Annotated in this window: 25 protein-coding genes and 1 tRNA gene; 10 read left to right on the forward strand and 16 right to left on the reverse strand. The window is 64.3% G+C overall.

Annotated features, from left to right (window positions below; all coding sequences use genetic code 11):
* Positions 1 to 622: omptin family outer membrane protease (locus tag ACOZKU_RS04195; protein WP_421577799.1), on the forward strand; the 622-nt coding region annotated here is incomplete at its 5' end.
* 107 nt (positions 623 to 729) lie between these two features.
* On the forward strand, positions 730 to 1,287 hold the full coding sequence (locus tag ACOZKU_RS04200; protein ID WP_421577800.1) for an NADPH-dependent FMN reductase: 558 nt from the start codon (positions 730 to 732) through the stop codon (positions 1,285 to 1,287).
* 60 nt (positions 1,288 to 1,347) lie between these two features.
* On the opposite strand, the gene ACOZKU_RS04205 is transcribed toward ACOZKU_RS04200, so the two are convergent.
* Together ACOZKU_RS04205 and ACOZKU_RS04210 are read right to left on the reverse strand one after the other, a co-directional pair.
* Entirely contained in the window at positions 1,348 to 1,584 is a 237-nt protein-coding gene (locus ACOZKU_RS04205; protein ID WP_314090252.1) for a DUF4189 domain-containing protein, read from the reverse strand.
* A 109-nt stretch (positions 1,585 to 1,693) separates the two neighbouring features.
* Complete coding sequence (locus ACOZKU_RS04210) at positions 1,694 to 2,890, reverse strand: AI-2E family transporter (protein ID WP_421577801.1); 1,197 nt, start codon at positions 2,888 to 2,890, stop codon at positions 1,694 to 1,696.
* Positions 2,891 to 3,188: 298 nt separating this feature from the next.
* Here ACOZKU_RS04210 and ACOZKU_RS04215 point away from each other — a divergent pair, with 298 nt between their 5' ends.
* Both ACOZKU_RS04215 and pgi read left to right on the forward strand, forming a co-directional pair.
* A complete protein-coding gene (locus ACOZKU_RS04215) occupies positions 3,189 to 4,889 on the forward strand; it encodes a long-chain-fatty-acid--CoA ligase (RefSeq protein ID WP_421577802.1) in 1,701 nt (566 codons plus the stop codon).
* A gap of 126 nt (positions 4,890 to 5,015) precedes the next feature.
* Entirely contained in the window at positions 5,016 to 6,641 is a 1,626-nt protein-coding gene (gene pgi / locus ACOZKU_RS04220) for a glucose-6-phosphate isomerase (RefSeq protein WP_421577803.1), read from the forward strand.
* Here pgi and ACOZKU_RS04225 read toward each other — a convergent pair whose 3' ends face one another.
* From ACOZKU_RS04225 to ACOZKU_RS04240, 4 genes are all read right to left on the reverse strand, one after another.
* On the reverse strand, positions 6,642 to 7,727 hold the full coding sequence (locus tag ACOZKU_RS04225; RefSeq protein ID WP_421577804.1) for a glycosyltransferase family 4 protein: 1,086 nt from the start codon (positions 7,725 to 7,727) through the stop codon (positions 6,642 to 6,644).
* 48 nt (positions 7,728 to 7,775) lie between these two features.
* Entirely contained in the window at positions 7,776 to 8,705 is a 930-nt protein-coding gene (locus ACOZKU_RS04230) for a carbohydrate kinase family protein (RefSeq protein ID WP_421577805.1), read from the reverse strand.
* Between the two features lie 121 nt (positions 8,706 to 8,826).
* Entirely contained in the window at positions 8,827 to 9,525 is a 699-nt protein-coding gene (locus ACOZKU_RS04235) for an orotate phosphoribosyltransferase (RefSeq protein ID WP_314090269.1), read from the reverse strand.
* 130 nt (positions 9,526 to 9,655) lie between these two features.
* Positions 9,656 to 10,117 carry a DoxX family protein gene (locus ACOZKU_RS04240; protein ID WP_421577816.1) on the reverse strand — a complete coding sequence of 154 codons (462 nt, stop codon included), beginning with the start codon at positions 10,115 to 10,117 and terminating at the stop codon, positions 9,656 to 9,658.
* Between the two features lie 153 nt (positions 10,118 to 10,270).
* On the opposite strand from ACOZKU_RS04240, the gene ACOZKU_RS04245 reads away from it, so the two are divergent.
* The 3 genes from ACOZKU_RS04245 to ACOZKU_RS04255 all read left to right on the forward strand — a co-directional run bounded on the left by ACOZKU_RS04245 (position 10,271) and on the right by ACOZKU_RS04255 (position 13,168).
* Entirely contained in the window at positions 10,271 to 10,468 is a 198-nt protein-coding gene (locus ACOZKU_RS04245; RefSeq protein ID WP_421577806.1) for a hypothetical protein, read from the forward strand.
* 117 nt (positions 10,469 to 10,585) lie between these two features.
* Positions 10,586 to 11,290 carry a Crp/Fnr family transcriptional regulator gene (locus ACOZKU_RS04250; protein WP_421577807.1) on the forward strand — a complete coding sequence of 235 codons (705 nt, stop codon included), beginning with the start codon at positions 10,586 to 10,588 and terminating at the stop codon, positions 11,288 to 11,290.
* 36 nt (positions 11,291 to 11,326) lie between these two features.
* Positions 11,327 to 13,168: a CHASE2 domain-containing protein gene (locus ACOZKU_RS04255; protein WP_421577817.1), complete on the forward strand. Its 1,842-nt coding sequence runs from the start codon at positions 11,327 to 11,329 to the stop codon at positions 13,166 to 13,168.
* Here ACOZKU_RS04255 and ACOZKU_RS04260 read toward each other — a convergent pair.
* Positions 13,165 to 13,806 (reverse strand): FecR family protein, encoded by a 642-nt coding sequence (locus ACOZKU_RS04260; RefSeq protein WP_421577808.1) that lies wholly within the window; start codon positions 13,804 to 13,806, stop codon positions 13,165 to 13,167. The genes ACOZKU_RS04255 and ACOZKU_RS04260 overlap by 4 nt on opposite strands.
* A 189-nt stretch (positions 13,807 to 13,995) precedes the next feature.
* Here ACOZKU_RS04260 and ACOZKU_RS04265 point away from each other — a divergent pair, with 189 nt between their 5' ends.
* Positions 13,996 to 15,021, forward strand: a complete 1,026-nt coding sequence (locus tag ACOZKU_RS04265) for a tetratricopeptide repeat protein (RefSeq protein WP_421577809.1) — start codon at positions 13,996 to 13,998, stop codon at positions 15,019 to 15,021.
* A gap of 48 nt (positions 15,022 to 15,069) precedes the next feature.
* On the opposite strand, the gene ACOZKU_RS04270 is transcribed toward ACOZKU_RS04265, so the two are convergent.
* Positions 15,070 to 16,104, reverse strand: a complete 1,035-nt coding sequence (locus ACOZKU_RS04270; RefSeq protein WP_421577810.1) for a proline racemase family protein — start codon at positions 16,102 to 16,104, stop codon at positions 15,070 to 15,072.
* Between the two features lie 164 nt (positions 16,105 to 16,268).
* On the opposite strand from ACOZKU_RS04270, the gene ACOZKU_RS04275 reads away from it, so the two are divergent.
* Both ACOZKU_RS04275 and ACOZKU_RS04280 read left to right on the forward strand, forming a co-directional pair.
* A complete protein-coding gene (locus ACOZKU_RS04275; RefSeq protein WP_421577811.1) occupies positions 16,269 to 17,075 on the forward strand; it encodes a phosphodiesterase in 807 nt (268 codons plus the stop codon).
* A gap of 122 nt (positions 17,076 to 17,197) precedes the next feature.
* Positions 17,198 to 17,833 carry a DUF1236 domain-containing protein gene (locus ACOZKU_RS04280; RefSeq protein ID WP_421577812.1) on the forward strand — a complete coding sequence of 212 codons (636 nt, stop codon included), beginning with the start codon at positions 17,198 to 17,200 and terminating at the stop codon, positions 17,831 to 17,833.
* Between the two features lie 54 nt (positions 17,834 to 17,887).
* Here ACOZKU_RS04280 and ACOZKU_RS04285 read toward each other — a convergent pair whose 3' ends face one another.
* The 8 genes from ACOZKU_RS04285 to ACOZKU_RS04320 all read right to left on the reverse strand — a co-directional run.
* A complete protein-coding gene (locus ACOZKU_RS04285) occupies positions 17,888 to 19,135 on the reverse strand; it encodes an alpha/beta hydrolase (RefSeq protein WP_314090290.1) in 1,248 nt (415 codons plus the stop codon).
* 132 nt (positions 19,136 to 19,267) lie between these two features.
* Positions 19,268 to 19,999: a FadR/GntR family transcriptional regulator gene (locus ACOZKU_RS04290; protein ID WP_421577818.1), complete on the reverse strand. Its 732-nt coding sequence runs from the start codon at positions 19,997 to 19,999 to the stop codon at positions 19,268 to 19,270.
* Positions 20,000 to 20,084: 85 nt separating this feature from the next.
* Positions 20,085 to 21,053: a galactofuranose ABC transporter, permease protein YjfF gene (gene yjfF, locus ACOZKU_RS04295; protein WP_314090292.1), complete on the reverse strand. Its 969-nt coding sequence runs from the start codon at positions 21,051 to 21,053 to the stop codon at positions 20,085 to 20,087.
* Entirely contained in the window at positions 21,050 to 22,075 is a 1,026-nt protein-coding gene (locus ACOZKU_RS04300; RefSeq protein ID WP_421577813.1) for an ABC transporter permease, read from the reverse strand. Before ACOZKU_RS04300 ends, yjfF begins: the two co-directional genes overlap by 4 nt.
* Positions 22,072 to 23,589 (reverse strand): galactofuranose ABC transporter, ATP-binding protein YtfR, encoded by a 1,518-nt coding sequence (ytfR, locus tag ACOZKU_RS04305; RefSeq protein ID WP_421577814.1) that lies wholly within the window; start codon positions 23,587 to 23,589, stop codon positions 22,072 to 22,074. The genes ACOZKU_RS04300 and ytfR overlap by 4 nt, the downstream gene beginning before the upstream one ends.
* Positions 23,590 to 23,740: 151 nt before the next feature.
* The gene (gene ytfQ / locus ACOZKU_RS04310) at positions 23,741 to 24,703 is read right to left on the reverse strand and encodes a galactofuranose ABC transporter, galactofuranose-binding protein YtfQ (RefSeq protein WP_117367783.1); all 963 of its coding nucleotides are present in this window, start codon (positions 24,701 to 24,703) and stop codon (positions 23,741 to 23,743) included.
* Between the two features lie 218 nt (positions 24,704 to 24,921).
* Positions 24,922 to 24,998: transfer RNA gene (locus ACOZKU_RS04315), tRNA-Arg, on the reverse strand.
* Between the two features lie 136 nt (positions 24,999 to 25,134).
* Positions 25,135 to 26,568: sensor histidine kinase (locus ACOZKU_RS04320; RefSeq protein ID WP_421577815.1), on the reverse strand; the 1,434-nt coding region annotated here is incomplete at its 5' end.

Raw genomic sequence — 26,568 nt, forward strand, 5'->3', positions numbered from 1 at the left:
CGACCGGAGCATGGATGGCTGGAGCGACCGATCCATCAGTCCCGACACGCGCCTCGAACGGTATTTCAACGGCTCGCTGGAAATCGGCCGTGATATCTTCAGCGATGACCATGGCACTTTCGGCATCAATGCCGGCTTCAAATATACCAATGTGCGCTGGAGCTCCTACGGTGGGTCGTACATCTACAGCACCGACGGTTTTCGCGACACGGTCGGCGATTCTCCTGCAGGCAACAAGACGATCACTTACCAGCAGAAAATCCCGACGGTTTTTCTCGGTTTGGACGGCGCGGCGCAGATCGATCGCCTGACCCTGTCTGGCGGCATCAAGGCGGGCGTCACCAAAGGAATTGACGATATCGACAACCATTGGGCGGTCCAGACCAACTTCTTCAGCAACATGAAGCCGGCACCGGTCCTCATGCTCAATGCGGCGGTCGACTATCAGCTGACGGATGCGACCTCGCTTTATTTCGCCGGCAATTTCGAGAACGTCTTCAACAAGCGGGGCGACGCGCGGGTGATCGACACGACGACCGGTGGCGTGACGAATTATGCCAATGCATCCGGCGCATCGTTCAAGACCATGTCCCTGCAGATCGGTCTTCGCGGCCGATTCTGACCGGCGCGGCAGCACCACAAAACAGAGCCCGGTTTCGGCCGGGCTTTTTCTTGCTGGAGCAGCGGGGCCGCGTTGCCGATGACCGCGTGCTGCGCTAGCCTCGCGCCATGAAAATCCTCGCCGTTTCCGGCAGCGCCCGCCGGCTGTCCACCAACACAGCCCTGCTCCGCGCGCTTCAGGCAATCGCTCCCGACGACATCGCCGTGCGGGTCTATGACGGTATTGGAGACCTGCCGGTCTTCTCCCCCGATCGCGAAGGCGATGGTCTGCCGGACAGCGTCCGGCATTTCCAGGAGGCCATTGCCGATTGCGACGGGCTTATCCTGTCGAGCCCGGAATATGTGCGCAGCATTCCCGGCGGCCTGAAGAATGCCATCGACTGGCTGGTCTCCGGCGATCAGGTGGTCGGCAAGCCGGTTGCGCTCGTTCACGCTTCGCATCGCGGCGACGATATGCTGGCAGCGCTGAGGACGGTGCTGTCGACCATCAGCGCGAATTTCACGGACAGCCTTTTCTTCCGCCTTCCGGTCATGAAGGAGGCGCCCGAGGCGATCCTGCAGCGGCTTGTGGACGAGCCCGATGCGGCGCAGCGATTTCTCCGCGACTTTGCCTGCTTTTGCCGGGATGGTGCAAACGAGCGGTTGCCGCAACATCCCATTTCCTGAGACGCCAACAATAAGCGTCGAAACGGAGCCCGCGACGGCGGGCTCCGTTGTCGTGAAGGCTCAATCGTCCTCGTCGCATTCCGTGATTTCGCACACGGACTCTTCGGTCGTGCGATTGGCGCATTCCGTCAGCGCCTTTTCGCGCGCGTCGGCCTCGTTGTCATAGCTGTAGCTGTAGCCGTAGCTGCCCTCTTCCGATACGGCGATGCAGCCCCAGGCGAGCGCCGATGTCTGCGAGGCTGCAAGAGCAGTCGTAAGGACGAGCGCGGCAAGCGCTGTCCGGCTGGCGGATATCATGATATTTTCCCCTCAAGTCGCGCGGCATGCGCGGCGGAGACACTATGGCTCCGTTCCTCGCCTTTGCAAGCAATCGCAGCGGCTAATTTAGGGGAGTTCACGCATAGGCTCAGCTGACACTGCGCTCCGCATCGGACCGGGCGGCCGGCTCCTTATGGGGATCGAGAATGATCGAGGACGGCGCGTCCGTCGCCTCCACTTCGCGGATCCATTCGCGCCAGATGGCGACAAGCAGGGCCATCAGCACGGGACCGATGAACAGCCCCAGAAAGCCCATCGTCTTCACGCCGCCGATGAGGCCGAAGAAGGTGGGCAGGAAGGGTAACTTGATCGGGCCGCCGACGAGGCGCGGCCGCAGCGTCTTGTCGACGATGAAGAGTTCGACGGAACCCCAGATGAGCAATGCAAGGCCGGCGACCGGCGATCCGCTGGAGACGAGATAGACCGAGACCAGCGTAAACGAGAGCGGCGCGCCGCCGGGAAAGAGCGCCATGATGCCGGTGATGACGCCGAGCGTCACAGCGGAGGGAACGCCGGCGATCCAGTAGGCGACGCCGAGCACGATGCCCTCGCCGATGGCGATCAGCGTCATGCCGGTCACGGTGGAGCTGATCGTTGCCGGCACGATGCGGGAAATGCGCTCCCAGCGCATCGGCAGGATGCGCTCGCCGAGGCGATCCACCTGGCCCGCGAACGACTGGCCGTCGCGATAGATGAAGAACAGCGCGATCAGCATGAAAAGCGCGGCGAGCAGCAGGTTGAACGCCTTGCCGCCCGCGGCCAGCGCCACGCGGTAGATATTTCCGATATTGGCGCCGCTGACGACCTGCGTCAGCTCGCCGATGGCGCCGGGATGGTCGAGGAAGCGCGTCCATTGCATATCCAGCCAGCCGCCGACGACCGGCAGCACGCGGATCCATTCCGGCGTCGGCGCGCCGGTGCGGTTCATTTCCACACCCCAGCCGATCCAGTCGCGCACCTCATGCAGGGCATAGGTGGAGGCGATGACGATCGGACCGATGATGAAGGCGAGGATGAGCAGGATGGCGATGGAGGCGGCGAGCGTGCGGTTTCCGTTCACCTGCGCCAGCAGGCGCGAATAGAGCGGCCAGCTGGCAAAGGCGATGACGAGGGCGGCCAGCACCGGAACCAGGAAACCATGGAAGAAATAGATGCCAGCGAAGACGACGAGCACCAGCAGCCAGCGCGCCGCGGAGATCGGCGATATGAGCGCCGCCCCGCTCGGGCGCGCGGCACCGAGAAACCGGGGCTCACTTCTGCGATGGTCCTGATGCAGCAAACTCATGCACTCCACTGTCTCCGACGTCCGGCCGGGTCCCCTAGATAAGGTGTATCCGATGAATGTTAAACATATACGCGCTTTTTTACCGGAAGGCGCGGTGAGACGCCGCAGCCCGGCACTTCACGATCACGAAAACGCGAACGGTCGGCCATTTGGGCTTATTGACGTTTACGTCAATGTAAGATAGCGATAATCCTTGATGGCGCCCGCCAAAAGCATCATCTTGTCCGTGTCGTGTGGTTGGAGGACCATTCGGCGCCGGCGGGACGGACGATGCCCGCGCCCAAGGAGGAGAGCACGCATGACGGCCACCATTGAGGCCCCTTCCACCGAGCCGACCGGTCGTTTCTGGCTTGCCAACTATCCCGAGGGCATGCCGGGAGAGATCGCGCCGCTGGCGCATCCTTCCATCGGCGCGCTGGTCGAAAGCTGCTGTGCGCAATATGCCGACCGCCCTGCCTTCACCAGCATGGGCAAGACGCTGAGCTTCCGCGATTTCGAGGCCGCCTCGAAGAAGGTCGCCGCCTGGCTTCAGGTCAAGGGGCTCGAAAAGGGCGACCGCGTCGCCGTGATGATGCCCAACATCCTGCAAAACCCGGTCATCATCTTCGGCATCCTGCGCGCCGGTCTGGTCGTGGTGAACGTCAATCCGCTCTATACGCCGCGCGAACTGGAGCATCAGCTGAAGGATGCCGGCGCCAAGGCGCTGTTCGTCCTGGAGAATTTCGCAAGCACGGTGGCGCAGGTCGTCGCGCGCACCTCCGTCAGGCACGTCGTCGTCACCACGATGGGCGACATGCTCGGCCTCAAGGGGCTGATCGTCAATCTCGTCGTGCGCAAGGTGAAGAAGCTCGTACCGGCCTGGTCGCTGCCGGGGCACATTCCGTTCAGCCAGGTCATGGCCGAGGGCGCGCGCGGCACGCTGAAGCCGGTCACTGTTGCCCCCGGCGACACCGCCTTCCTGCAATATACCGGCGGCACGACCGGCGTTTCCAAGGGCGCGACGCTGACGCATGCCAACCTCTTGTCCAACATGGAGCAGATCAAGCTGTGGATCGAGCCGATCTTCCATGTGAAGAAGCGGCCGGACCAGCTCGTCTTCATCTGCGCGCTGCCGCTCTACCATATCTTCGCCTTGACGGTGAACGGGCTGATGGGCATCGCGCTCGGCGGCCACAATGTGCTGATCGCCAACCCGCGCGACATTCCCGCCTTCGTCAAGGAACTGGGCAAATATCGCGTCCATATCTTCCCCGGCCTCAACACGCTGTTCAACGCGCTGATGAACAATCCGGATTTTGCCAAGCTCGACCTCTCCGGCCTGCTTTTGACGCTCGGCGGCGGCATGGCGGTGCAGCGGCCGGTCGCCGAACGCTGGCAGAAGACGACGGGCTGCGCGATCATCGAAGGCTACGGCCTCTCGGAAACCTCGCCGGTCGCGACCGCCAACCGGTTCGACCGAGCGGAGTTCACCGGCACGATCGGCCTGCCGTTGCCCTCGACCGAAATCAGCATCCGCGACGACGATGGCAACACGCTCGCCTTGGGCGGTGTCGGCGAAATCTGCATTCGCGGGCCGCAGGTCATGGCCGGCTATTGGCAGCGGGCGGACGAGACGGCCAAGGTGATGACGCCGGACGGTTTCTTCCGCTCCGGCGATATCGGCTTCATGACGCCTGACGGCTTCACCAAGATCGTCGACCGCAAGAAGGACATGATCCTCGTCTCCGGCTTCAACGTCTTCCCCAACGAGGTGGAAGAGGTGGCGATGTCGCTTGCGGGCGTTCTCGAATGCGCGGCGATCGGCGTGCCGGACGAGCATTCCGGCGAGGCGGTGAAGCTCTTCGTGGTGAAGAAGGATCCGGCCCTGACGGAGGCCGATGTGAAGGCGCACTGCGTGGCGAACCTCACCAATTACAAACGTCCGCGCTTCATCGAGTTCCGCACCGAACTGCCGAAATCGAACGTCGGCAAGATATTGCGCAAGGATCTCCGGGGCTGAGCGCGGCCCCGGCACAACCGCCTCTAAATCGATTTAATTTTTTGGACCCGGGCGCGTTTTCGGTCTTGATTTGACGGTGCCAAAGCGACTAGCTAGCGGCATCGTCCAAAGCAAGGGAAGACGCCGATGAACGCGCTTGTCGAAAAGCTGAAATCCATCGTCCGCGACACCAACGCCACAGACATCCGGGCGGCCTTCGCGGCCGATCCCGAACGGTTTTCCCGCTACAGCACAACGCTCGGCGACTTTCTCTTCGACTACTCCAAATGCGCGGTGAACGACGCCGTGCTCGAGGCGCTGGAGACGCTCGCCAAAGAGGCCGGCGTCGAGAAGAAACGCGATGCGATGTTTGCAGGCGAGATCATCAACATCACCGAAGAGCGCGCCGTGCTGCACACTGCCTTGCGCAACCGCTCCAACACGCCGGTCCTCGTCGACGACAAGGACGTCATGCCTGACGTCAACGCCGTGCTCGACGCGATGGGCGCCTTCTCCGACGGCATCCGCTCCGGCGCGCTGAAGGGTGCGACGGGCAAGAAAATCACCGACGTGGTCAATATCGGCATCGGCGGCTCCGATCTCGGCCCGGTCATGGCGACACTGGCGCTTGCGCCCTACCACGACGGGCCGCGCCTGCACTTCGTCTCGAATATCGACGGCGCGCATATCGCCGATACGCTGAAGACGCTCGAGGCCGAGACCACCCTGTTCATCGTCGCCTCGAAGACCTTCACGACCATCGAGACGATGACCAATGCCGCAACGGCGCGCAAGTTCATCGCCGATACGCTGGGTGATGCCGCCGTCGGCAGCCATTTCTGCGCGGTCTCCACCGCACTCGACAAGGTCTCCGCCTTCGGCATCGGCGCAGACCGCGTCTTCGGCTTCTGGGACTGGGTGGGCGGGCGTTATTCGATCTGGTCGGCCATCGGCCTGCCGCTGATGATCGCCATCGGCAAGGAGAATTTTGGCGCGTTCCTGGCTGGCGGCCATGCCATCGACAATCATTTCCGCGAGGCCCCGATCCGGGAAAACATCCCGATGCTGCTCGGCCTCATCGGCTTCTATCACCGCAACGTGCTGAACTACCCGTCGCGCGCCATCCTGCCCTATGACCAGCGCCTGTCGCGCTTCCCGGCCTATCTGCAGCAGCTCGACATGGAATCCAACGGCAAGTCCGTGACGATGGATTCCAAGCCCGTCGCCTGCAAGACCGGCCCGGTCGTCTGGGGCGAGCCCGGCACCAACGGCCAGCACGCCTTCTACCAGCTGATCCACCAGGGCACCTCGGTCATCCCGACGGAGTTCATGATCGCGGCCAACGGCCACGAGAAAAATCTCCGCCATCAGCACCAGCTTTTGATCGCCAATTGCCTGGCACAGTCGGAAGCCCTGATGAAGGGCCGCACGCTGGAAGAGGCGAAGGCCCAGCTCACCTCCAAGGGCATGGACGAGGCGAAGGCCGACAGGATCGCACCGCACCGCGTCTTCGACGGCAACCGTCCGTCGATCACCATGGTGCATGACCGCCTGACGCCCTTTGCGCTCGGCCGGCTGATCGCACTCTACGAACACCGTGTCTTCGTCGAAGGCGCGCTGTTCAACATCAATTCCTTCGACCAGTGGGGCGTCGAGCTCGGCAAGGAGTTGGCGACGGGCTTGCTGCCGGTCGTCGAAGGAAAGGAAAGCGCGGCCGGCCACGACAGCTCGACAGCCGGCTTGGTTGCCGCGCTGCTGAAGGCTGCAAACTAATCAACGCAGGCTGAGACGGCGTGCCGCGAACGCACCGCGCGGCACGCGGGTCAGATTGCCCAGGAATTCGAGGGCGCACGCGCGCCAGCTGTAGGTCGCCGCCCGCGCAAGCGCTGTTTCCTTCGGGATTTCGAGTGCGGCAAGGGCCGCCTGCCGCAGGTCTTCCGACAAGGCCCCGGCCTCCCCCAGCACATCGCGCGGCGCCGTCACCGGGAAGGCGGCAACGGGCACGCCGCTCGCCAAGGCTTCCAGCATGACATTGCCGAAGGTGTCCGTCCGGCTCGGAAAGACGAAGACGTCGGCCGAGGCGTAGATCGACGCGAGATCCTCGCCGGTCTTGCGGCCGAGGAAATGTACGTGCGGATAGCGCTGGCGCAGCATGGCGAGATCGGGACCGTCGCCGACGATGACCTTGCTGCCCGGCAGATCCAGCGTGAGGAAGGCCGGCAGGTTCTTTTCCACCGCCACGCGGCCGACATTGAGGAAGATCGGCCGCGGCAAGCCGAGATCGCGGCGCTTGGCCGGATCGAACTGCTTCGTATCGACTCCGCGCGACCAGCGCTTGATGCGGGTGAAGCCCCGCGCCGCCATTTCGGCACCGAGCGATTTCGTCGCCACCATCATGCCCTGGCCGGAATTGTGGAAGCGGCGCAGCCACCAGTAGCTCCAGCTCTCGGGGATGGGCAGGCGCGCGCTGATGAATTCGGGAAAGCGCGTGTGATAGGCCGTGGTGAAGGGCAGCCTACGTTGCAGGCAGGCGCGCCGCGCCGCCATGCCGAGCGGCCCTTCGGTGGCGATATGGATATAGTCGGGCGCAATCGCCTCGATCTCGGCCAGCACCTGACGCTTCGAGGTCAGCGCGAGGCGGATTTCCGGGTAAGACGGCAATGGCACCGTCGCGAACTTCTCCGGCGTCAGGAAGATAACCTCGATCCCCTCCTCCGCCATGGAGCGGGCAAGCTCCTCCAGCGTATGCACCACGCCGTTCAACTGCGGGCGCCAGGCATCCGTAACGACGAGAATGGTGGGGGCCTGCCCGTCGCGACGGGCCGTGGCAAGCGAATCTGGTGCGGTGTGATCGAGCATGGCCCCTTTGACCATGCGGCGATGACAGGTGAATGAAGGGCGACCGGCTTACGCCAGCCCGATTTCCTTCGCCCAGGGCGGGTTGGCGCCGGCGCGGGACACGGTGACGGCGGCGGCCTTGGCGCCGAGCGCCAGCACCTTCGCGATCTGGTCTTCCGAGAGGGACGCCACCTGCTGCTTGGTGAGCAGGTTCTGCATCTTCAGCGAAGCCAGCACGCCGGCATCGAACGTATCGCCGGCGCCGACCGTATCGACGACGGCCACGCGCTCGCTCGGCACCGTAACCTTATGGGCGGCGGTGTAGCCGACCGCACCCTCAGCGCCGCGTGTGACGACGACGAGCTTGGCACCGTGGTGCAGCCAGTGGCGGGCGAGCGCATCCTCGTCGCCTTCCAGGCCGAACCAAGCGAGGTCCTCGTCGGAGAATTTGACGATATCGGCCATGCCAGCCATGCGGCGGATGCGGGCCATATGCGCATCCTTGTCCTTGATGAAGCCGGGGCGGATGTTCGGGTCGAGCGAGATGACGCGCTTGTCGTGCTCGCGCTTCAAAAGCGCCTCGTAGGTCGAGCCGCAGGGCTCGGGGATGAGGCTGATCGCACCGAAATGCAGCGCCTCGCAATCGTCGCCGAGATCCGGAAGCTCGGCCTCGGTGATCATGCGTCCGGCGGTGCCCTCGTCGTAGAAAGCGTACGTGGCGTGACCGTTGACCAGCTTGACGAAGGCGACGGTGGTCGGGCGCGACAGCGTTGCGCAATAGCTGTAGTCGACGCCGCTTTCGGCCAGCGTCTTGCGCAGGATGTCGCCCATCATGTCGTCGGAAAGGCCGGTGAAGAAGCCCGTGGGAACACCGATACGACCGAGCGCGATGGCCGTGTTGAAGATGGCGCCGCCGGCATAGGGCGCATAGGCGTCCTCACCGAGCGTCGTCGTCCGCGGCAGCATGTCGATCAGCGCTTCACCACAACACAGGATCATCAACAGTCCTCCAAACTGTCATCGCAATTCCGGACGCAAAACCGCTTCGCACTTTTGCCGGAACTGCTGTAGCCGATTTTCAATCGATTTAAACGATCTTAGCACAAAGCGCCAGCGTCATTTACGACGTCGGCAGTTCCGAGACGCCGCCATGGGCAGAGGACCAGACGAGCGGGGCGTCGAAGAAGGCCTCGACGGAGGCGAGCGTCGCATCGTCGAACAGCTTTTCGGCGCGTGCAACGGCCAGCACATCCCGCCAGGTGGCGATGTGGTGCAGCTTGACGCCGCCATTGGCGTAGCGGGCTTCTGCTTCCTTGAAGATGCCGTAGTAGAACAGCGACATGCCGTGATCCACAACCCCGCCGGCTGCACGGATGGCATCGATGAAGGTGAACATCGAGCCGCCGACCGTCACGAGGTCTTCGATGACGAGGACGCGCGCGCCCTCGGGCATCACGCCCTCGATCTGCGCATTGCGGCCATGGCCTTTCGGCTTCTTGCGCACATAGATCATCGGCAGCCCGAGGCGATCGGCGAGCAGGGCGGCGAAGGGAATGCCCGCCGTCTCGCCGCCGGCGATCACGTCGATGCGCTCGAAGCCGACATTGCGCGTCAGCGTCGCGGCGGCGAAATCCATGATGGCCGAGCGGATGCGCGGATAGGAGAGCAGCTTGCGGCAATCCATATAGACCGGGGAGGCCATGCCGGAGGCGAGCTTGTAGGGTTCCTCGGGGCGGAAATGCACCGCCTTGATCTCCCACAGCATGCGGGCCATCAGCTCCGCCATCACATCTCTGTCCGGAAAGGAATTGGAAAACATCGGCATCTCCCGCATGATTTTGTCTTCGTGCGCATAGCAGCAAGAGCCGCGGCTTTCCAGCGCTCGCGCAACGAAAAACCCTCCCCGGAGGCCGGGGAGGGTTTCTGGAGGACCGGATTTTGCCGTTGACTTAAGCGCCGCGGCGGGCATCGACCGAGATGGAGCCCGGACCGAAGGCGGCGAGCACGAGGAAGCCGCCGGCGATCGTGATGTTCTTCCACATCATCAGGCCGTTGAAGACGGTCAGCAGGCCGTTGGCGGCTTCCGGGAAGTCCGGATTGTTGATCGCGCCGCTGTGGAAGACGAGAGCGGTGAACACGCAGAAGGCAGCGAGCAGGTAGGCGGCGATCTTCGTCTGGAAACCGACGAGGATAGCAAGGCCGGCGACGACTTCGAAGATGCCGGCGAGATAGGCGAGCGCGGTAGAAGCCGGCAGGCCGGCATTGGAAATCATCCAGGCGGTGCCCGAAGGATCGATCAGCTTGGGGAAACCGGCGGTGAGGAACATGAGGGAGAGAAGAATGCGTCCGACGAGGACGACGACGTTCTGCGGCATGGGTAAGCTCCTGAGGCTTGGCGTTTGCGTTGGCAGAGAGATACCAGCTTTCCGTCGTCAAACTAGTCAGTACATCAGAAGACAGATCGTTCTCATTTAGTGAACGATCACCTGTTCCCGCCGGAACAGAAACCGGCGCGGCCCTGTGCGAAAAGGAGACACACCCCGCCTCCCTTCTCCGGATCCTCCATGCGCCACACTGTCCTCGCCCTGGTTCTCGCTTCCGCAGCTCTCGCCTTCAGTGCCCCCGGCCAGGCCGGCGCCTCCTATGCCTATGCCCAGCAGGGCTACTATGGCCACTACCAGCAGACCTGCATCACCAAGCGCATGCGCACGGAAGACCGCACGGGCAAGACCGTCACCAAACGTGTGCGGATCTGCCAATAGCGCGGGACCATCAGGATCGATCCGTTCTTTTCTGTTGCAAGCGCTCACCGGCTGGGCGAAGATTTCGGTTGAGCGGCCCGTCTTCATCCTGTCAGGGGCGGCCGGGGGAAACCGGATATGAACGAGATCAACAAGAGTGCCGCGTTTTGGCGTTCTTTTCCGATTTTCGAGGGCTTCAGCAAGGAAACGATCGGCGAGATCGCGTCCATCGCGACCTGGCGCCGCTGGCCGGCGGGAACGGTCATCTTCCAGCGCGGCGACGAGGGCACCTATCTCATCGTGCTCGTCTCCGGCCGCATCAAGCTGTCGCTGATCACCCCGCAGGGCAAGGAACTGTCGCTGCGCCAGCTCGAAGCCGGCTCCATTCTCGGCGAAATGGCGATCCTCGACGGTCAGCCGCGCTCGGCGGACGCGACCTCCGTCACGCCGACCGAAGGCTATGTCATCGCCAAGCGCGATTTCCTCGACGTGCTGACCCGCAATCCGACGGCCGCGCACGCGATCATCCACTATCTCTGCACAAAGCTGCGCGAGACGACCGAGCAGCTGGAAACCATCGCGCTCTACGATCTCGATTCCCGCGTTGCCCGCTTCTTCCTCGCGACGCTGCGCAACATCCATGGCGACGAGCTACCCGACAGCGCCAATCTCCAGCTTTCGCTCAGCCAGGGCGAGATTGCCAGCATCGTCGGCGCAAGCCGGCCGAAGATCAACCGGTCGATCCTGGCGCTGGAAGAGGCCGGCGCGATCCGCCGCAACGACGGCATCATCCATTGCCATATCGGCCGGCTGCAGGCCATCGCCGAGCCGGATGACGACTAACAGGCCGGCGGCCCGGAACGGGAGCGGCCGATCATGATCGCCAAGAAATACAGACCGCTTGTCGCCGGGCTCGTCGCCAGCCTTGCCGGAGCGCTTGCCCTGTACGTCATGGGCGAGACGGCGCTGGAGCAGCAGCGCGAGTTCTATTTCGACGCGCTGACCCAGGCTATTCCGACCGCCAAGAGTGACGAGATCGTGGTGGTCGATATCGATCGCAAGGCCTTCCAGAGCGTGCCGGGCCGCGAATGGACGCGCAGCCAGACCGCCGATCTCATCGACCGCCTCGCCGCCGCCAAGCCCACCGCCATTGCTTTCGATTTCGTCTTCAGCACCGATTGCGCGTCCGACGAGCCGGCCAATGCCGCACTTGCCGGCGCCATCGCCAAGGTGCCGACCGTGCTGGGCTTCCTGATCGGCGAGGCGATGGACGGTGCGCCGCATCCGGTGCCGGCGCTTGCCCTGCAAAAGCCGGTCACGGTGCCCGATCTCTGGTTCATCGACGGCACGGAAAGCTCCTGTCCCTTCCTGCAGGACAAGGCGATCTCGGCGTCGGCCTCGTTCCTCGTCGGCGACGAGGATGCCGTGGTGCGCCGCGTGCAGGCCTATGCGATCGTCGGCAATGCCGCCTATCCAGCGCTCGGGGTGGAGGCCGCGCGGCTGGCGGCCGGCGCACGCACGCCCATTCTCGGCGGCAACCCCGTCTGGCTGCGCCACGATGCACGCATCCTCAGGCTCGACGAGGATGGCAGCCTGCGCTTCGTCGCCAGCAATGCGGCCGCCATCGGTGCGCGGACGTTTTCCGCCGCCGACGTCGTCGCCGGAAAGTTTCCGACGGACAGGATCACAGGAAAGGTCGTGCTGATCGGCAGCAGCCTGCCCAATCTTGGCGGCCTGCGCGCCAGCGCCTCCATGCCGCTCGAGCCTTCCGTGCAGATCCATGCCGATGTCGCCAATGCCATCCTGACGGACCATATCCCGACGCGCGATCCCGGCCTTGCGCCTGCCGAGGCAGGTTTTGCATTCCTCATGGGAGCGGCAGCGGCGCTGGCGGCGACGCGGCTTCGCCCGCTCTTTGCGGCGGTCGCCGGCGTCACCCTCGTCGGTCTGGTCTTCGGCGCCTCCGGGCTGCTCTATCTGCGCACGGCGCTGTTGTCCGATGCTATCGGCGTCTCGCTGGTCGTCGCTACGGCGGCACTCGTCACCGGCCTTCTGCAATTCACCCATATCCGCCGCGCGGAAGCGACGGCGCGCCAGCGCTTTGGGCAATACCTGCCGCAATCGGTCGTCTCACGCTATATCGACAATCCCGACATGGCGCGGGTCGCCGGCGAAGAGCGGCAGGTGACAGCGCTCTTCACGGACATCGAGGGTTTCTCGGCACTCGCGCAAAAAATCGGCCCGCACGACCTCGTCAAGCTGCTCGACATCTACTTCTCTGAGGTCAACGCGCTGGTCGCGGGCCATGGCGGCATGGTGGACAAGGTGGTGGGCGACGCCGTGCACGCCCTGTTCAACGCGCCCGACGATCTCGACCGCCATGTCGACAAGGCGCTCGCCTGCGCCGACGACATCCGCACCCTGACCGAAGAGATGCGCCGCCGCCCCGCCTTCCTGGAAAAGGATTTCGGGCGCACGCGCATCGGCGTCGAGACCGGCATGGCGGTGCTGGGTGAAGTCGGCACCGGCGGCAAGCTCGACTACACGGCCCATGGCGACGCCGTGAACCTCGCCGCACGCCTGCAGGATGCCAACAAGTTCCTCGGCACCCAGATCTGCGTCGGCCCGCGCGCGGCCAGTGAAACGAGCCGCACGCTGCGCGCCATCGGTAATCACGAGATCCGCGGGTTCGGAACGATGGACCTGTTCACGCTGGACTAGCGGATACCGACGCTGGCATAGGCCTCGCGGATGCGCGCTTCACCCCATTTGACCACATCGCCGGGGGCAGCACCCGGCGCGCTGATCTCGACGCCCTCGCCGCCGGAGACCGACCTGGTCACGCCGCCGCCGGTGACCTCGACGCGGCCGTGCTCGACGAAGACGGCGAAGGGCGCCTTTCGGCTCGGCCCGGCGAAGAATTTCGTGCCGCGCACGCCGATCATGCCGAAGGTCGTGCGCATGGTGAGATCGATCTTGGGCAGGCCCTCCGGCCGGTCGAAGACCATCTGGCCGGTGCCGAGTTCGATGATGCCGCCTTGGCCGGCGATGAAGGTATCGATCAAAAGCTCCGTCTCGCTGCCGAGCATCAGGCTGGTATCCTCGCCGAGCGCCAGTTCGGCGAAGCTTTCCTTGCCGGTTTTCACGAAGTCATGGTCCATCAGGCTCGCGCCGGCCTTCAGGCCTTCCTGATGCTCGGCATGTTTGCGGCTGACATCACCGGTGATTTCGACGGCCTTGCCGATGATCGTATTGGCCTGTGTGGCGCGAAGACCCGCGCCGAGAAGCGCCAGCGTGCTGCCGGCGATGAACAGCCTGCGGCTGAGGGTGACGGGGCGGAACGTATCGAGCGTTGGCATGACACACCTTTCGCGGGACACAACGCCCGCCTGGATGAATTGAACCCGGGCGCCGCGCTACATCCACCGTGCACACCGCCAGCAATGACTACCCTTATGCGCCGCCTCCCGTCATCCCTCTGTTCCCGCGGAAACAGCCGTTTTGCACCGTTCGTCTAAGGTGCCTCCATCAACGAAGGGAGACGGATCATGAACACGCGATCCAACATGCTGAAGACGGCTGGCCGCGCCCTTTTCTTCGCGGTCCTTCTGGCGGGTGCCGATGGTGCGCGTGCCAACACCATCGACGCCAAATGCGATGCCGCCGCCGGCAGCCGCTACGATGTGACCCGCAACACGGCCTTCGCGCCGGTGGCGCTTGAGGATATCGAGATCGGCGCCGCGCTTTCGGCCTGCCGCGAAGCCTACAATTCCCTCCGCAGCCCCCGCATGGCCTTCCAGCTGGCGCGCGCCCTGGAGCGCGCCGGCCAGGATCTCGAGGCGATGAAGCTCTATGCCGAGGCCGCAGCGCTCGGCCATACGGTCGCCATGGTCAACTACGGCGCAATGCTCGGCAAGCGCGGCGATCCGGCCGCCGAATTCAGCCATTACAAAAAAGCCGCCGAACTGGGCGACATGCTCGGCGCGTACAATCTCGCCGTCGCCTATCGCGATGGCATCGGCACCGAGGTGAACGGCACGGAAGCCGCCCGTTGGTTTGACAAGGCCGCCGCCAGCGGCGACGAGACCGCCGCCTTCAATCTCGGCGTGCTGCTCGACGACGGCAGCCTTGTCGCCGAGGACAATGCGCGGGCCGCCGCCTACTACAAGCTCGCCGCCGAACGCGGCAGCATCGACGCCATGATCAATCTCGGGCTGATGCTGGAGACGGGCGAAGGTGTCGCCCAGGACCTCACCGCCGCCGCCGGCTATTTCGAGCAGGCGGCTGACAAAGGCGACAGTTTCGGCAAGCTGAAGATCGGCCTGATGCAGCAGAGCGGTACCGGCATCGTCAAGAACATCGAACAGGCCGTGACCAGCCTCGTCGCCGCCTTCGAGATGCGCGATGTCGATCTCGAAGTCATCCTGCTCGACCAGCCGGAGCAGCTGTCCGCCGATGCGCGCCTCGCCATCAAGCAGGTGCTGGCCAACCAGGACCTGATCGAGGACGCCAATACGGCGGAGATCGACCCGATTACGCTCGGCGCCATCGAGAAGCACTACGCTGCGAAGTGAAAAAGCAAAGCCCCGGAGCGGCAGGACGTCGTTCCGGGTCTTTTTGTCTTAGCGGATTTCGCCGGCCTGCGGGCCCCAAGTGTCGGTCATGGCGAAACCATCGGCCAGCGGATCGGTCGGGTCGAGTGCGATCTGGTGCAGGCCGAAGGTCCAGCCGCGGCCGGTGATGGTCGGGATGATCGCCTTGCGGCCGCCGACGACCGTCTCGGCCTCAAGCCCCACCTCGAACTGCGAACCGATGATCGAGCGCGAACGGAATGTGTCGCCGACCTTGACGAGGCCGCGGGCATGCAGCGTGGCGAGGTTCGCCGAATTGCCGGTGCCGCACGGCGAGCGGTCGACGCGGCCGGGCCACATGGTGGTGGCGGTGCGCACGGTGCCGTCAGGATCGCGATCGCGGAACATGACATAGGCGACGCCATTGATTTCCGGAATCTCGGGATGCACGACCTTCATCGACTTGTTGATGAGATCCTTCAGCGCCATGCCGGCATCGACCAGCGCGCGGGCATTGGCCTTCTCGATCTTGGTGCCGATCTGGTCGACATCGACCAGCGCATAGAAGATGCCGCCATAGGAGATGTCGAAACGCACGCGGCCCCAATGCGGCGTGTCGATCTCGACATCCAGCGCCTCGACGAAGGACGGCACCATGGTGAGCTTGACCTTCTCGCAGCGGCCGTCGCGGCAGGTCGCCGTCGCCTTGACGAGGCCGGCGGCCGTGTCGAGCACGACGACCGTTTCCGGCTCCTTCATTTCGACGATGCCGGATTCGAGCAGCGCGGTCGTGATGCAGATCGAGTTGGAGCCCGAGGAGGCATGCGCCTGGTCGGCCTGCAGGATGATGAAGCCGGCATCGGCCTCCGGACGCTTGGCCGGCAGAAGCAGGTTCACCGAACCAGTCGCGGCCGCACGCGGCTCCAGGCACAGGAAGCGGCGCAGGCTGTCATCCACCGTGTTGATGTAATTGAGCTGCTCGGCGATGGTATTGCCGGGGATTTTCGGCACGCCGCCGATCGCCACCTTGCCGATCTCACCCTCGCAATGAACGTCCAGCAGCTGGATCGTGCGCTTCCATCTCATGTCGCTATGCTCCGTTTGGTCAGCCTGCCGGCTGCATCGGCTTCCTGATATATCAGATCGTCATGCGTTCCAACTGCTTTTCATGCGACAGGTTCGCACGCTACGAATGCATCCGGCGCAGCCTTCATTCTGCGCCCGAAACAGCCCCGCCGCGAGACCTTTTCATGACCAAGCTCATTGTCTTTACCGACCTGCATATGGTGCCCGAGGGCACGAAGATCATCGGCCTCGACCCCTATGAACGGCTGCTTGCCGGCATCGAGCATGTCAACCGCTACCACGCGGATGCCGACAGGGTGATCTTCACCGGCGACCTGACGCACCGCGCCGACACCCTGTCCTATGAGCGCCTGCACGGCCTCTTGGCCAAACTCGTGCCGCCGGCCGCCATCACCATCGGCAACCACGATTATCGCGACCGCTTCCTGGAAACCTTCACCCATGTGGCACCCGACGAAAACGGCTTCGTGCAGCAGGCGATCGATTTTCCCGATTGCCGCGTTGTGCTGCTCGATACGCTTTTCGCCCCGCCCTACGATTATCCGCTGAGCCATGCCGGCTATCTCTGCGAGACGCGCCTCGCCTGGCTCGACAGGACGCTGTCGGACGCCGGCACCCTGCCCGTCCTTCTCTTTATGCACCACCCGCCGCACCGGACCGGCTTTACCGGCATGGACGCGATCCGGCTCTCCAACGAGCACGCCTTCTACGATCTGGTGCTCAAGCACGGCAATGTCCGCCACATCTTCGCCGGCCACGTGCACCGCACGATCGGCGGCTCGCATCGCGGCATTCCCTTTTCGATCTTCAAGAGCCCGGTGCATCAGCAGCCGATGCCTTTCGACGCGCCGAACGCCTCGCTTTCGGTCGACGAACCCGCCGCCTACGGCATCGTCGTGGTGACGCCGGAGGGCCTTCAGGTGCATCACGAAGACTACGAAATCGCCAAGCGGGATTCGGAAATCGCCTGAGGCCTACGTTACCGCGCGTTACAGATCGTGATGTCCTTTAGACATGATGCGGGAACCGATCCCGGCATGTCACGTTGTCTCCGCCGAAGGGGTGGGAAACCCAATCTTCCAAGGAGAAAGACATGCGTAAGATTCTTATGGCCGGTGCCGCTCTGGCCCTAATCGGCGCGTCCGTCGCCCATGCCGACGATCGCGACAAGGAAGTTCTCGGCGGCACCGCCATGGGCGCTGCCGGCGCCACGGCGGGCGCTGTCGTCGGCGGCCCGGTCGGCGCCGTCGTCGGCGGCATGGTCGGTTTCGCCATCGGTGCGGATGCGGCCGTTCCCGATGATGCCCGCGTCTATGTGATGAAAAACCCGACGCCGCCGGTCGTGCTGGACGGCCAGCTGACGGCCGATACGCGCTTCGACAACACGATTGCGCTGACGCCGATCCCGGACCATCCGGATCTCGCCTATGTCTATGTCGACAACCGCCCGGTCATCGTGCGCGCGGATAGCCGCCAGGTGATCTATGCGCCCGAGGTCGAGACAACGGCAAGTATTTCCGGCGACATTCCCGAGGCGACCATTACTTATGTGGAACGCCATCCGGTCGAGCCCGTCGTGCTGGAAGGTCCCGTCCAGGCCGGTGCGGTGGTCCCCGATACGGTGCAGATCGTCGAGGTGCCGGAAAATCCGAGCTACGGCTATATCTATGTCGACCAGCGCCCGGTGCTCGTCGATCGCAGCTCGCGCGAAGTGATCTGGGTCCGCTAAGCCGGACACAGGCGGATAACGAAAGGGCGGCTCCTTGCGGGGCCGCCCTTTTTATTACTGTCCGGCTGCCGTGACCGCCGTGTCCTCGACGGACCGGCCGAGGCGACGCCACTGGTCGTCGTAGTTCTTTCGGGTGACGGGATCGAAGACGGCGATTGGCGTGGAGACGACGACGCTTGCCGCGCTGCCGACCGTCTCGGCTGTGCCGAGCGCCACCGCGCCGAGCCGGTCGCCGAAGCCCACTTGTGAATCCGTCACGGTCTGGCCGTCGATCAGCCGGTTGCCGATGAGGCGCACGACCTCCGGGCTTTCGGCGAATTTGCCGTGGTTCAGGCTGTCGCCGGATTTCAGCGCCGTCAGGTCGAGCACCGTAATGCCCTGCTTTTCCAGCATCGAGCGATAGGGCTCCTGCGACGGATCGATCTGGCCGAGCCGGTCGACATTGCCGGAGATGCGGCGCGACAGCGTCAGCGCCCGGTCGTCCCGCGAGACGAACAGCGTGAATTGCGGCCGCTCCTTGCCGAGCGCACGCAGCTGCTGTCCGAACACGTCGACGTCGAGATCGGGCGAGGCAAGAATGACCTGCTGGATCTTCTTCGGCACGCGCCCGTTGCGGATCGCCATCTGGCGCAGCGTCTCGACGGCCAGCCACGTGCCCATCGAATGGGCCATGATGGTGATCTCGCCGACCTTCGGCGAGGCGACCGCAGCACTCAACAGTTCTTCCAGCGCATCGCGCGAATAGTTGGTGCTTTCCTTGTCGTAGGAATAATCGAAGATGCTGGCGCGCGAGGGCCAGGTGAAGATGATCGGCGCCGCGTCGGTCTTGGAATCATGCACGATCTGCGCAAAGCGATAGACGGCATCCTCGTAGCGGTTGTTGAAGCCGTGCACGAAGATCAGCACGCGCCGGCTTTTCGGCAGGTTGCGGTCGAGCCAGGCGCTCCCGGCCTTCTGCTTGTCGATCGCCGTCACCCTGACCGTCGCAAAATCCTTCAGCGGATCGGCCGGCAGCTTCTTCGGCCATTGCACCTGGCCGATCTTGCGCTTGTCATCGGGCGGAATGGAGACGGCGATGTCGCGCAGCTGGAGATCCGAGCCGCGTTCGCCGGAAAACAGCACGCCCGGCTGCTCGGAGGGCGCGCGCGTGGTCGCGACGAGCAGATCGACAGTCGAAACGCCGGGCGGCGCCTCGCCGCTCGGCACCAGCACGCCCTCGGGCCGGCCGGCGCAGCCCGCTATCAGAACCATCCCGGCGACAATCACGCGACGCAATACGCGCGGCATTTCGCGGTGCATCATGTCCCGCTTCCTTCCGCTTTCCAGTTTTCGCCTATGCGGCGCACCGATGTCCCTGCTTAGCGGAGTGAGATGCGGTTTAGAAGACAAGCCGTGCGGTAGAACCCATCGGCGTCCGTATGCGTGGCATATCGGTCACGCCGGCCCGGACGACTGGCCGCCCAGCGCATCGGTGATGCGGGCGCGGCCGACGCAGATGACGTTTTCCATGGCGCGGCGTGCGCCATCCTCGTCGCGGCGGCGGATTTCCTCGACGATACGCATGTGGTTTGCCGCGACATCGCCGATCTTGATGCGGTCGGAAGCCGGCGAACTGAGCTTGAAAACCCCGGCCAGCGCCGCCTCGATCAGGCTGCCGACGGTGCGCATGAAGGGGTTGCGCGCGGCGTCCATCACGGCGAGATGGAAGCGCAGGTCCGCCAGCGCTAAGGTCTCCGGCGTGTGCTCGGGATCGCCCATGGCGACGGCGAGCAGCATCATCTGGTTGATATCCGCCTCCGTCGCGTGGCGCGCGGCAAGCGCTGCGGCCTGCGGCTCGAAGCCGAGGCGGATTTCGCTGAGATGGATGAGGAAGACATCATCGACGCCGACGGCGAAGTGCCAGGTCAGGATATCACTGTCGAAGAGGTTCCACTGGTCCTTCGGCGTTACCCGCGTGCCGATGCGGGCGCGCGGCACGACGAGGCCCTTGGCGGCAAGCGTCTTCATCGCCTCGCGGATGACGGTGCGGGATACGCCGAAGCGCGCCTCCATTTCCGCATCGCCCGGCAGGGTGGCGCCCACCGGAAATTCGCCCGCGATAATCGCCTTGCCGAGTTCGCCCACCACCTGCGAGTGGCTGGTGCGCGCCACCGCTCCGTTCATCATGGTTTCGAGCAGACCTGTTTTCCGCACCGCTTCGCCCTCCGTCTAGCAACAGAGTGGGTGGGCGGGAGGCGGCGTGCGCAGGAAATCAGGCATGCCGCCTCCGCCTGTCGGTGACGAGGATCAGCCCCTTCTGCAACAGGATGAAGGCGAAGAGCAAAAGACCGATCAGGATCTTCGTCCACCAGCTCGACAGCGAGCCGTCGAAGGTGATGTAGGTCTGGATGAGGCCCTGGATGAGGATGCCGACCAGCGTGCCCGCGATGAAGCCGGAGCCGCCGGTGAGCAGCGTGCCGCCGATGACGACCGCGGCGATAGCGTCCAGCTCCACGCCCACCGTCGCCAGCGAATAGCCGGCCGAGGTGTAGAGCGAGAAGACGATGCCCGAGAGGCCGGCGAGGAAGCCCGAGAGCGCATAGATCCCGATCGTCGTGCGCCCGATCGGCACGCCCATCAGCCGCGCCGTCGCAGCCCCGCCGCCGAGTGCATAGACATTGGCGCCGAAGCGGGTGCGGTGGGCAATGAGGATGCCGAGCGCGAAGACGAGCAGCATCAGCCCGCCGATCAGCGTGATGCGCCCGCCGCCGGGCAGCTTGTAATAGGCGCTTTTCAGCGTCGCATAGAACGGGTGCTTGATCGGGATCGAATCGATCGACAGCACGAAGGCCATGCCGCGCGCCAGAAACATGCCGGCGAGCGTGACGATGAAGGGCGGCATTTCCAGATGGTGGATGATCGCCCCCATCAGCGCGCCGAAGGCCGTGGTGATGGCGAGCGCCAGCACGAAGGCGACGAGCGGATGGATCGACGTCGCCTGGAGCAGCACGGCGAGGAAGACGCCGGTGAAGGCGATGACCGCGCCGATGGAGAGATCGATGCCGCCCGAAAGGATGACGAAAGTCATGCCGACGGCGGCGATGCCGAGAAAGGCATTGTCCGTCAGCAGGTTACCGATGACGCGCGTCGACAGCATGTTGGGATATTGCGCAATGCAGACGGCATAGGCGATCAGGAAGATCGCGATCGTCGCGGTGAGCGGAAGGTAACGCGGGTTCATTTCGCCTCCCCGGCCGTCTTCTTGTCCGATGCGCGGGCACGGGAAAGGAAGACGAAGGCCGACTGCGCACGCGGCGACTGGATGACGAGGATCAAAACGATGATCGCCGCCTTGATGATGAGGTTGAATTCCGGCGGAAATCCCGAAAGCAGGATGCCGGTATTGACCGACTGAATGATCAGCGCGCCGATGAGCGAGGCGGCAATCGAGAAGCGCCCGCCGAGCAGCGAGGTGCCGCCGACGACGACCGCCAGGATCGCGTCGAGTTCCAACCAGAGACCGGCGTTGTTGGCGTCCGCACCGCGGATATCCGCGGCGGCGATGATGCCGGCAAGCGCGGCGCAGAGGCCCGACAGCACGTAGGCCGCAATCAGCAGCACGCCCGTCGAGACCCCCGACAGCATGGCGGCGCGGCGGTTGACGCCGAGTGCCTCGATCAGCATGCCGAGCGCCGTTCGCCGCACGAGGAGCGCCACCAGCAGGCCGAAGATGAGCCAGATGACGACGGGCATGGGCAGGCCGAACAGCGAGCCGCTGCCGATGAAGATCAGCCCCTCGTCGTTGAAGGTGAGGATGGCGCCCTCGGTGACCAGCTGCGCGATGCCTCGCCCGGCCACCATCAGCACCAGTGTCGCGATGATCGGCTGGATATCGAGCACGGCGACGAGGATGCCGTTCCACAACCCGCAGAGAATGCCGGTGCCGAGCGTGATCAGCAGCGTCATGGCGAGCGAATGGCCGGACGTGATGGCGGCGGCCGCCACCGCCCCGCAGATCGCCATGACGGCGCCGACAGAAAGATCGATGCCCTTTGTTGCGATGACGACCGTCATGCCGATGGCAAGCAGCGCCACCGGCGCGCCGCGGTTCAGGATGTCGATCACGCTGCCGTAGAGCCGGCCATTCTGCATTTCCAGCCGGAAGAAGCCGGGAAAGGCGATGGAGACCATCAGCAGGATGACGGCGAGTGCCGCGACCTGCGGGAAGAGCCTGACCGCATAGGCCTTCAGTGTCGCGTTCATGCGTCCGTCCTCCCGGTTGAGGCGGCAATGGCCTCGACGATGCCGTCGGTCGTCACCTGGCTGCCCACGAGTTCGGCGACATGCGCCCGGTCGCGCAGCACGATGACGCGGCTCGAATAGGCGACGAGTTCTTCCAGTTCGGACGAGATCACGATCAGCGACATGCCTTTCTCGCAGAGCTCCTCGATGAGGCGGATGATTTCCGCATGCGCCCCGACATCGATACCGCGGGTCGGCTCGTCGAGGATCAGGAAATCCGGGTTGGTGGCGAGCCAGCGCGCCAGGATCGCCTTCTGCTGGTTGCCGCCCGATAGAAGCCTGATCGGCTTCTCGCGGTCGCTGGTGCGGATATCGAGCGCCTTGATGTAGTCGTCGGCCAGCCGGTCCTGCTCGCCGCGGCTGATCGGCCGCGCCCAGCCGCGCCTTGCCTGAAGGGCGAGCGCGATATTCTCGCGCACCGAGAGATCGCCGATGATGCCGTCCACCTTGCGGTCCTCCGGGCAGAAGCCGAATTTCTCGCGGATGGCGGATCGCGGCGAGGAGAGGTCGAGCGTTCGGCCGTCGGCTTCCGCCGTGCCGCTATCGGCCCGCTCGGCACCGAACATGATTTCCGCCGTCTCGGTGCGGCCCGAGCCGAGCAGGCCGGCAATGCCGACCACCTCGCCCCTGCGCACATCGAGATCGAAGGCCTGGATATGGCCCTTGCGGCCGAAATTGCGAAAGCGGAAACGGACCTCGGCGCCCTCGCCCTTCGCGCCATGCTCCGCCGCCACCTCCTGCACCAGCTCGCGGCCGAGCATCATGGCGATGAGATCGCGGCGCGGCAGGTCCGCCGTGGCGCGCGTGCCGACCAGCTTTCCATTGCGCAGCACGGTGATGCGGTCGGAAATGTCGTAAACCTGCTCGAGGAAGTGGGTGATGAAGATGATGCCGAGGCCGCGCGCCTTCAGGCGGCGCACGATGCGAAACAGCATCGCCACCTCATGCGCATCGAGGCTGGCCGTCGGCTCGTCGAGGATCAGAACCTTGCCGGAGAGATCGACCGCGCGCGCAATGGCGATGACCTGCTGCACCGCCACCGAATAGGCGGCAAGCTCGGCGGTCACGTCGATATCGAGATCGTATTCGGCAAGCAGCGCCTTCGCGCGCCGGTTCATTTCGCGGCTGTCGATGAAGCCGAAACGCTTCGGCTGGCGGCCGAGGAAGAGGTTTTCGGCGACCGTCAGGTTCGGCAGGAGATTGACCTCCTGATAGACCGTGCCGATGCCGAGGTTCTGCGCTTCCAGCGTGCTCTGCGGATCGACGTCCGCGCCGTCGAGCAGGATGCGCCCGCCATCGCGGCGATAGGCGCCGGTCAGGCATTTGACGAGCGTCGATTTGCCCGCACCGTTTTCGCCGAGCAGCGCATGCACTTCGCCGCGCTGCAGTGAAAAATCGACGCCGTCGAGCGCCCGGGCACCGGGAAAGATCTTGTCGACCGCGGTTGCCGAAAGAATGGAGGTACTCGCCTGCATGATCCCACCCGTGTGACGTCTGCCGCCCGCCGCCCCAAGGGGAGACGGCAGGCGAGCCGGCGGATCCGGCAAGAAAACCGGATCAGCCGAATGCTAGGGGGAAGATACCCCGCGTCAAGTCAGGAGCCGGACGCGGGACCCCGGGAAGAGATCAGTAGCCGAGGCCCTTCTTCTCCTCGTAGACCTTCTGCGGATCGTCGGCTTGTGTATAGAGCTTCGATTCCGTCTGGATCCACTTCGGCGGCTCCTTGCCGTCCTTGAGGAAGGCATCGAGCGCGTCGAGCGCGGGGCCGGCCATGTTGGGCGTCAGCTCCACGGTGGCGTTCGCCTCGCCGGCGGCCATGGCCTGGAAGATATCCGGAACGGCGTCGATGGAGACGACGAGGATATCCTTGCCCGGCTTCAGGCCGGCTTCCTTGATCGCCTGGATGGCGCCGACGGCCATGTCGTCGTTATGGGCGTAGAGCGCGCAGATGTTCTTGCCGCCGTCTTCCGCCTTCAGGAAGCTTTCCATGACTTCCTTGCCCTTGGTGCGGGTGAAGTCGCCGGTCTGGCTGCGGATGATCTTCAGGTTGTCCTTGCCGGCGAGCGCCTCTTCAAAGCCCTTCTTGCGGTCGATGGCCGGCGACGAGCCCGTCGTGCCCTGCAACTCGACGACGTTGCACGGCTTGCCGGCAACGGTATCGACCAGCCACTTGCCGGCGACATTGCCTTCATGGACGAGGTCGGAGGTGACGGCTGTCAGGTAGAGGTCCTTCGAGGCATCGACCGTGCGGTCGAGCAGGATGACCGGGATTTCCGCATCCTTGGCTTCCTGTAGCACTTCATCCCAGCCCGTGGCGACGACGGGGGCGATCAGGATGGCATCGACGTCCTGCGCGATGAACGAGCGCAGCGCCTTGATCTGGTTTTCCTGCTTCTGCTGGGCGTCGGCGAATTTCAGGTCGATGCCGCGCTTTTCGGCCTGCTGCTTGGTGAGCGTCGTTTCGGCAGCGCGCCAGCCGGATTCCGAACCGATCTGCGAAAAGCCGATGGTGAGGTCGGCGGCGGATGCGGCGCTGAACATCGAGGCAGCAAGGATCGTGGCACTTGCGAGTGCGATTTTGAATTTCATGATGTCCTCCCAAAGAAAGCTGCTCCTCAGCAGCAGGCATAAAACATCATATTGTATTACTATTGTAAACGGCCAAAAGTTGCCAGAAGCGATTTTTTTGATCGCATCGCGGGAACGCGGATTTCCGGCAGCAGGTAGAAACGCAAAAAGCGCCGAAACGGCGCACGAAAAATCCGCTCAAGCGGAACGCAATCAACCAGATTATTCAGAAAGAGAAATGGCGCACCCGAAGAGATTCGAACTCCTGACCCCCAGATTCGTAGTCTGGTGCTCTATCCAGCTGAGCTACGGGTGCGCTGACAGCGGGGCGTTTGATGCCCGTCTGTGAGGCGGTTCACTAAAGGGTACTCCGGGTTATTGCAAGCGTCTTTCTCAGAAAAAATGCACTTTTTTCACCGTCCCGTCATATCCGGCGGCAAGCGCCTCAGAAATCAGGCGCGGTGACGGAAGGCGTCGAGGGGGACGGGGCGGTCGGGCAGCTCGATGCGGAAGAGCGTGCCAGGGGTCGCCTTTTCGACGAGCGCGATCGTGCCGCCATGGGCGAGCACCAGCTCGCGGGCGATGGCGAGGCCAAGGCCCGTGCCGCCGGAGCGCACGGAGCCGCGGAAGGCGGCGAAGAGGTTTTCGCGCGCTTTCGCCGGCATGCCGGGACCGTTGTCGTCGATGGCGATCGAGACGACCGCGCCGGTGCGCAGGCCCGTCACCATAACGGCGCGGCGCTCGCCGCCGGGGTCCTGCGCCAGCGCCTCCACGGCGTTGCGGCAGAGATTGTGAATGACGCGGAAAAGCTGCTCGCCATCGGCATCGACCTCGAGCGCCGGCTCGATCTGCACCACGAAATCGATATCGCCGCGCGTATCGAGCGCCAGAACCTCCGACACCTCCTGCACCAGCGGGCGCAGCGCCACGAAGCGGCGGCGCGGTTCCGGCTCACGCATGCGGCCGTAGGAGAGTACCTCGTTCGTATAGCCCACCGCCCGGTCGATGCTGCGCAGCAGTTTTGGCGCGACGCGCTTGACGACCGGGTCGTCCACATCGGACAGGCGGTCGGACATCAGCTGCGCTGAGGAGAGGATGTTGCGCATGTCGTGATTGATCTTCGAGACGGCGAGCCCGAGATCGGCGAGGTTCTTCTGTTCCTTCAGCGTGCGCTGGAGCGTTTGCTGCATGGCGGCCAAATGGATGCCGGCGACAGCGATCTCGTCACGACCACCCGAGGGCACCAGCACGCGCGCGGGATTGGCGGGATCGGCGGTGAAGGCCTGGATGTTTTCCGTCATCCGGCGCACCGGCCGGATCAGCAGGCGGTTGAGCGCGAAGAAGATCGGGCTTGCCGTGACCAGTGAGATGATCATCGAGAGGATGAAGACGTTGCGCGCATAGGTGAGCATGGCGCGGCGCAGCTTCTGTTCGTCGAGCAGAAGCTCGATGCGCGTGCTTGTCTCGCCGACCGGGCCGTAGACGCGGATGACGCGTTTGCCGCCAAAGAGCAGCGTGTCGAAAGCATCGTAGACCGCCGTCGGCAGCGACACGTCGGACAGGTCGTATTGCGCGTCGATGCTCGGCGGCATGTCGAGAGCCGCCACCATGCGCGAGGCATCCGCTTTTTTGAGCACGATCGCTTTGGCGCCGGTCGCCATCAGCGCTTCCTGCTGCACGGAGCGCGGCAGTTCCTGATCCGGCAGGCCCTCGATGACGACGCTGGCGGCGGCTGCCGTGTTCAGGCGGTCACGCAGCCATTGCAGGCGCATATTGGCGACCGAGGGGGCGAAGATCAGCACTTCGGCAATCATCACGAAGGCGGCGGTGAGCAGCAGCAGGCGGCCCGACAGGCCGGACAGATACCCGGCCGCCGGCACCGGCGC

Origin of the sequence: Shinella sp. M31, assembly GCF_049199205.1 — a bacterium.
In the GTDB taxonomy this organism is placed as follows: domain Bacteria; phylum Pseudomonadota; class Alphaproteobacteria; order Rhizobiales; family Rhizobiaceae; genus Shinella.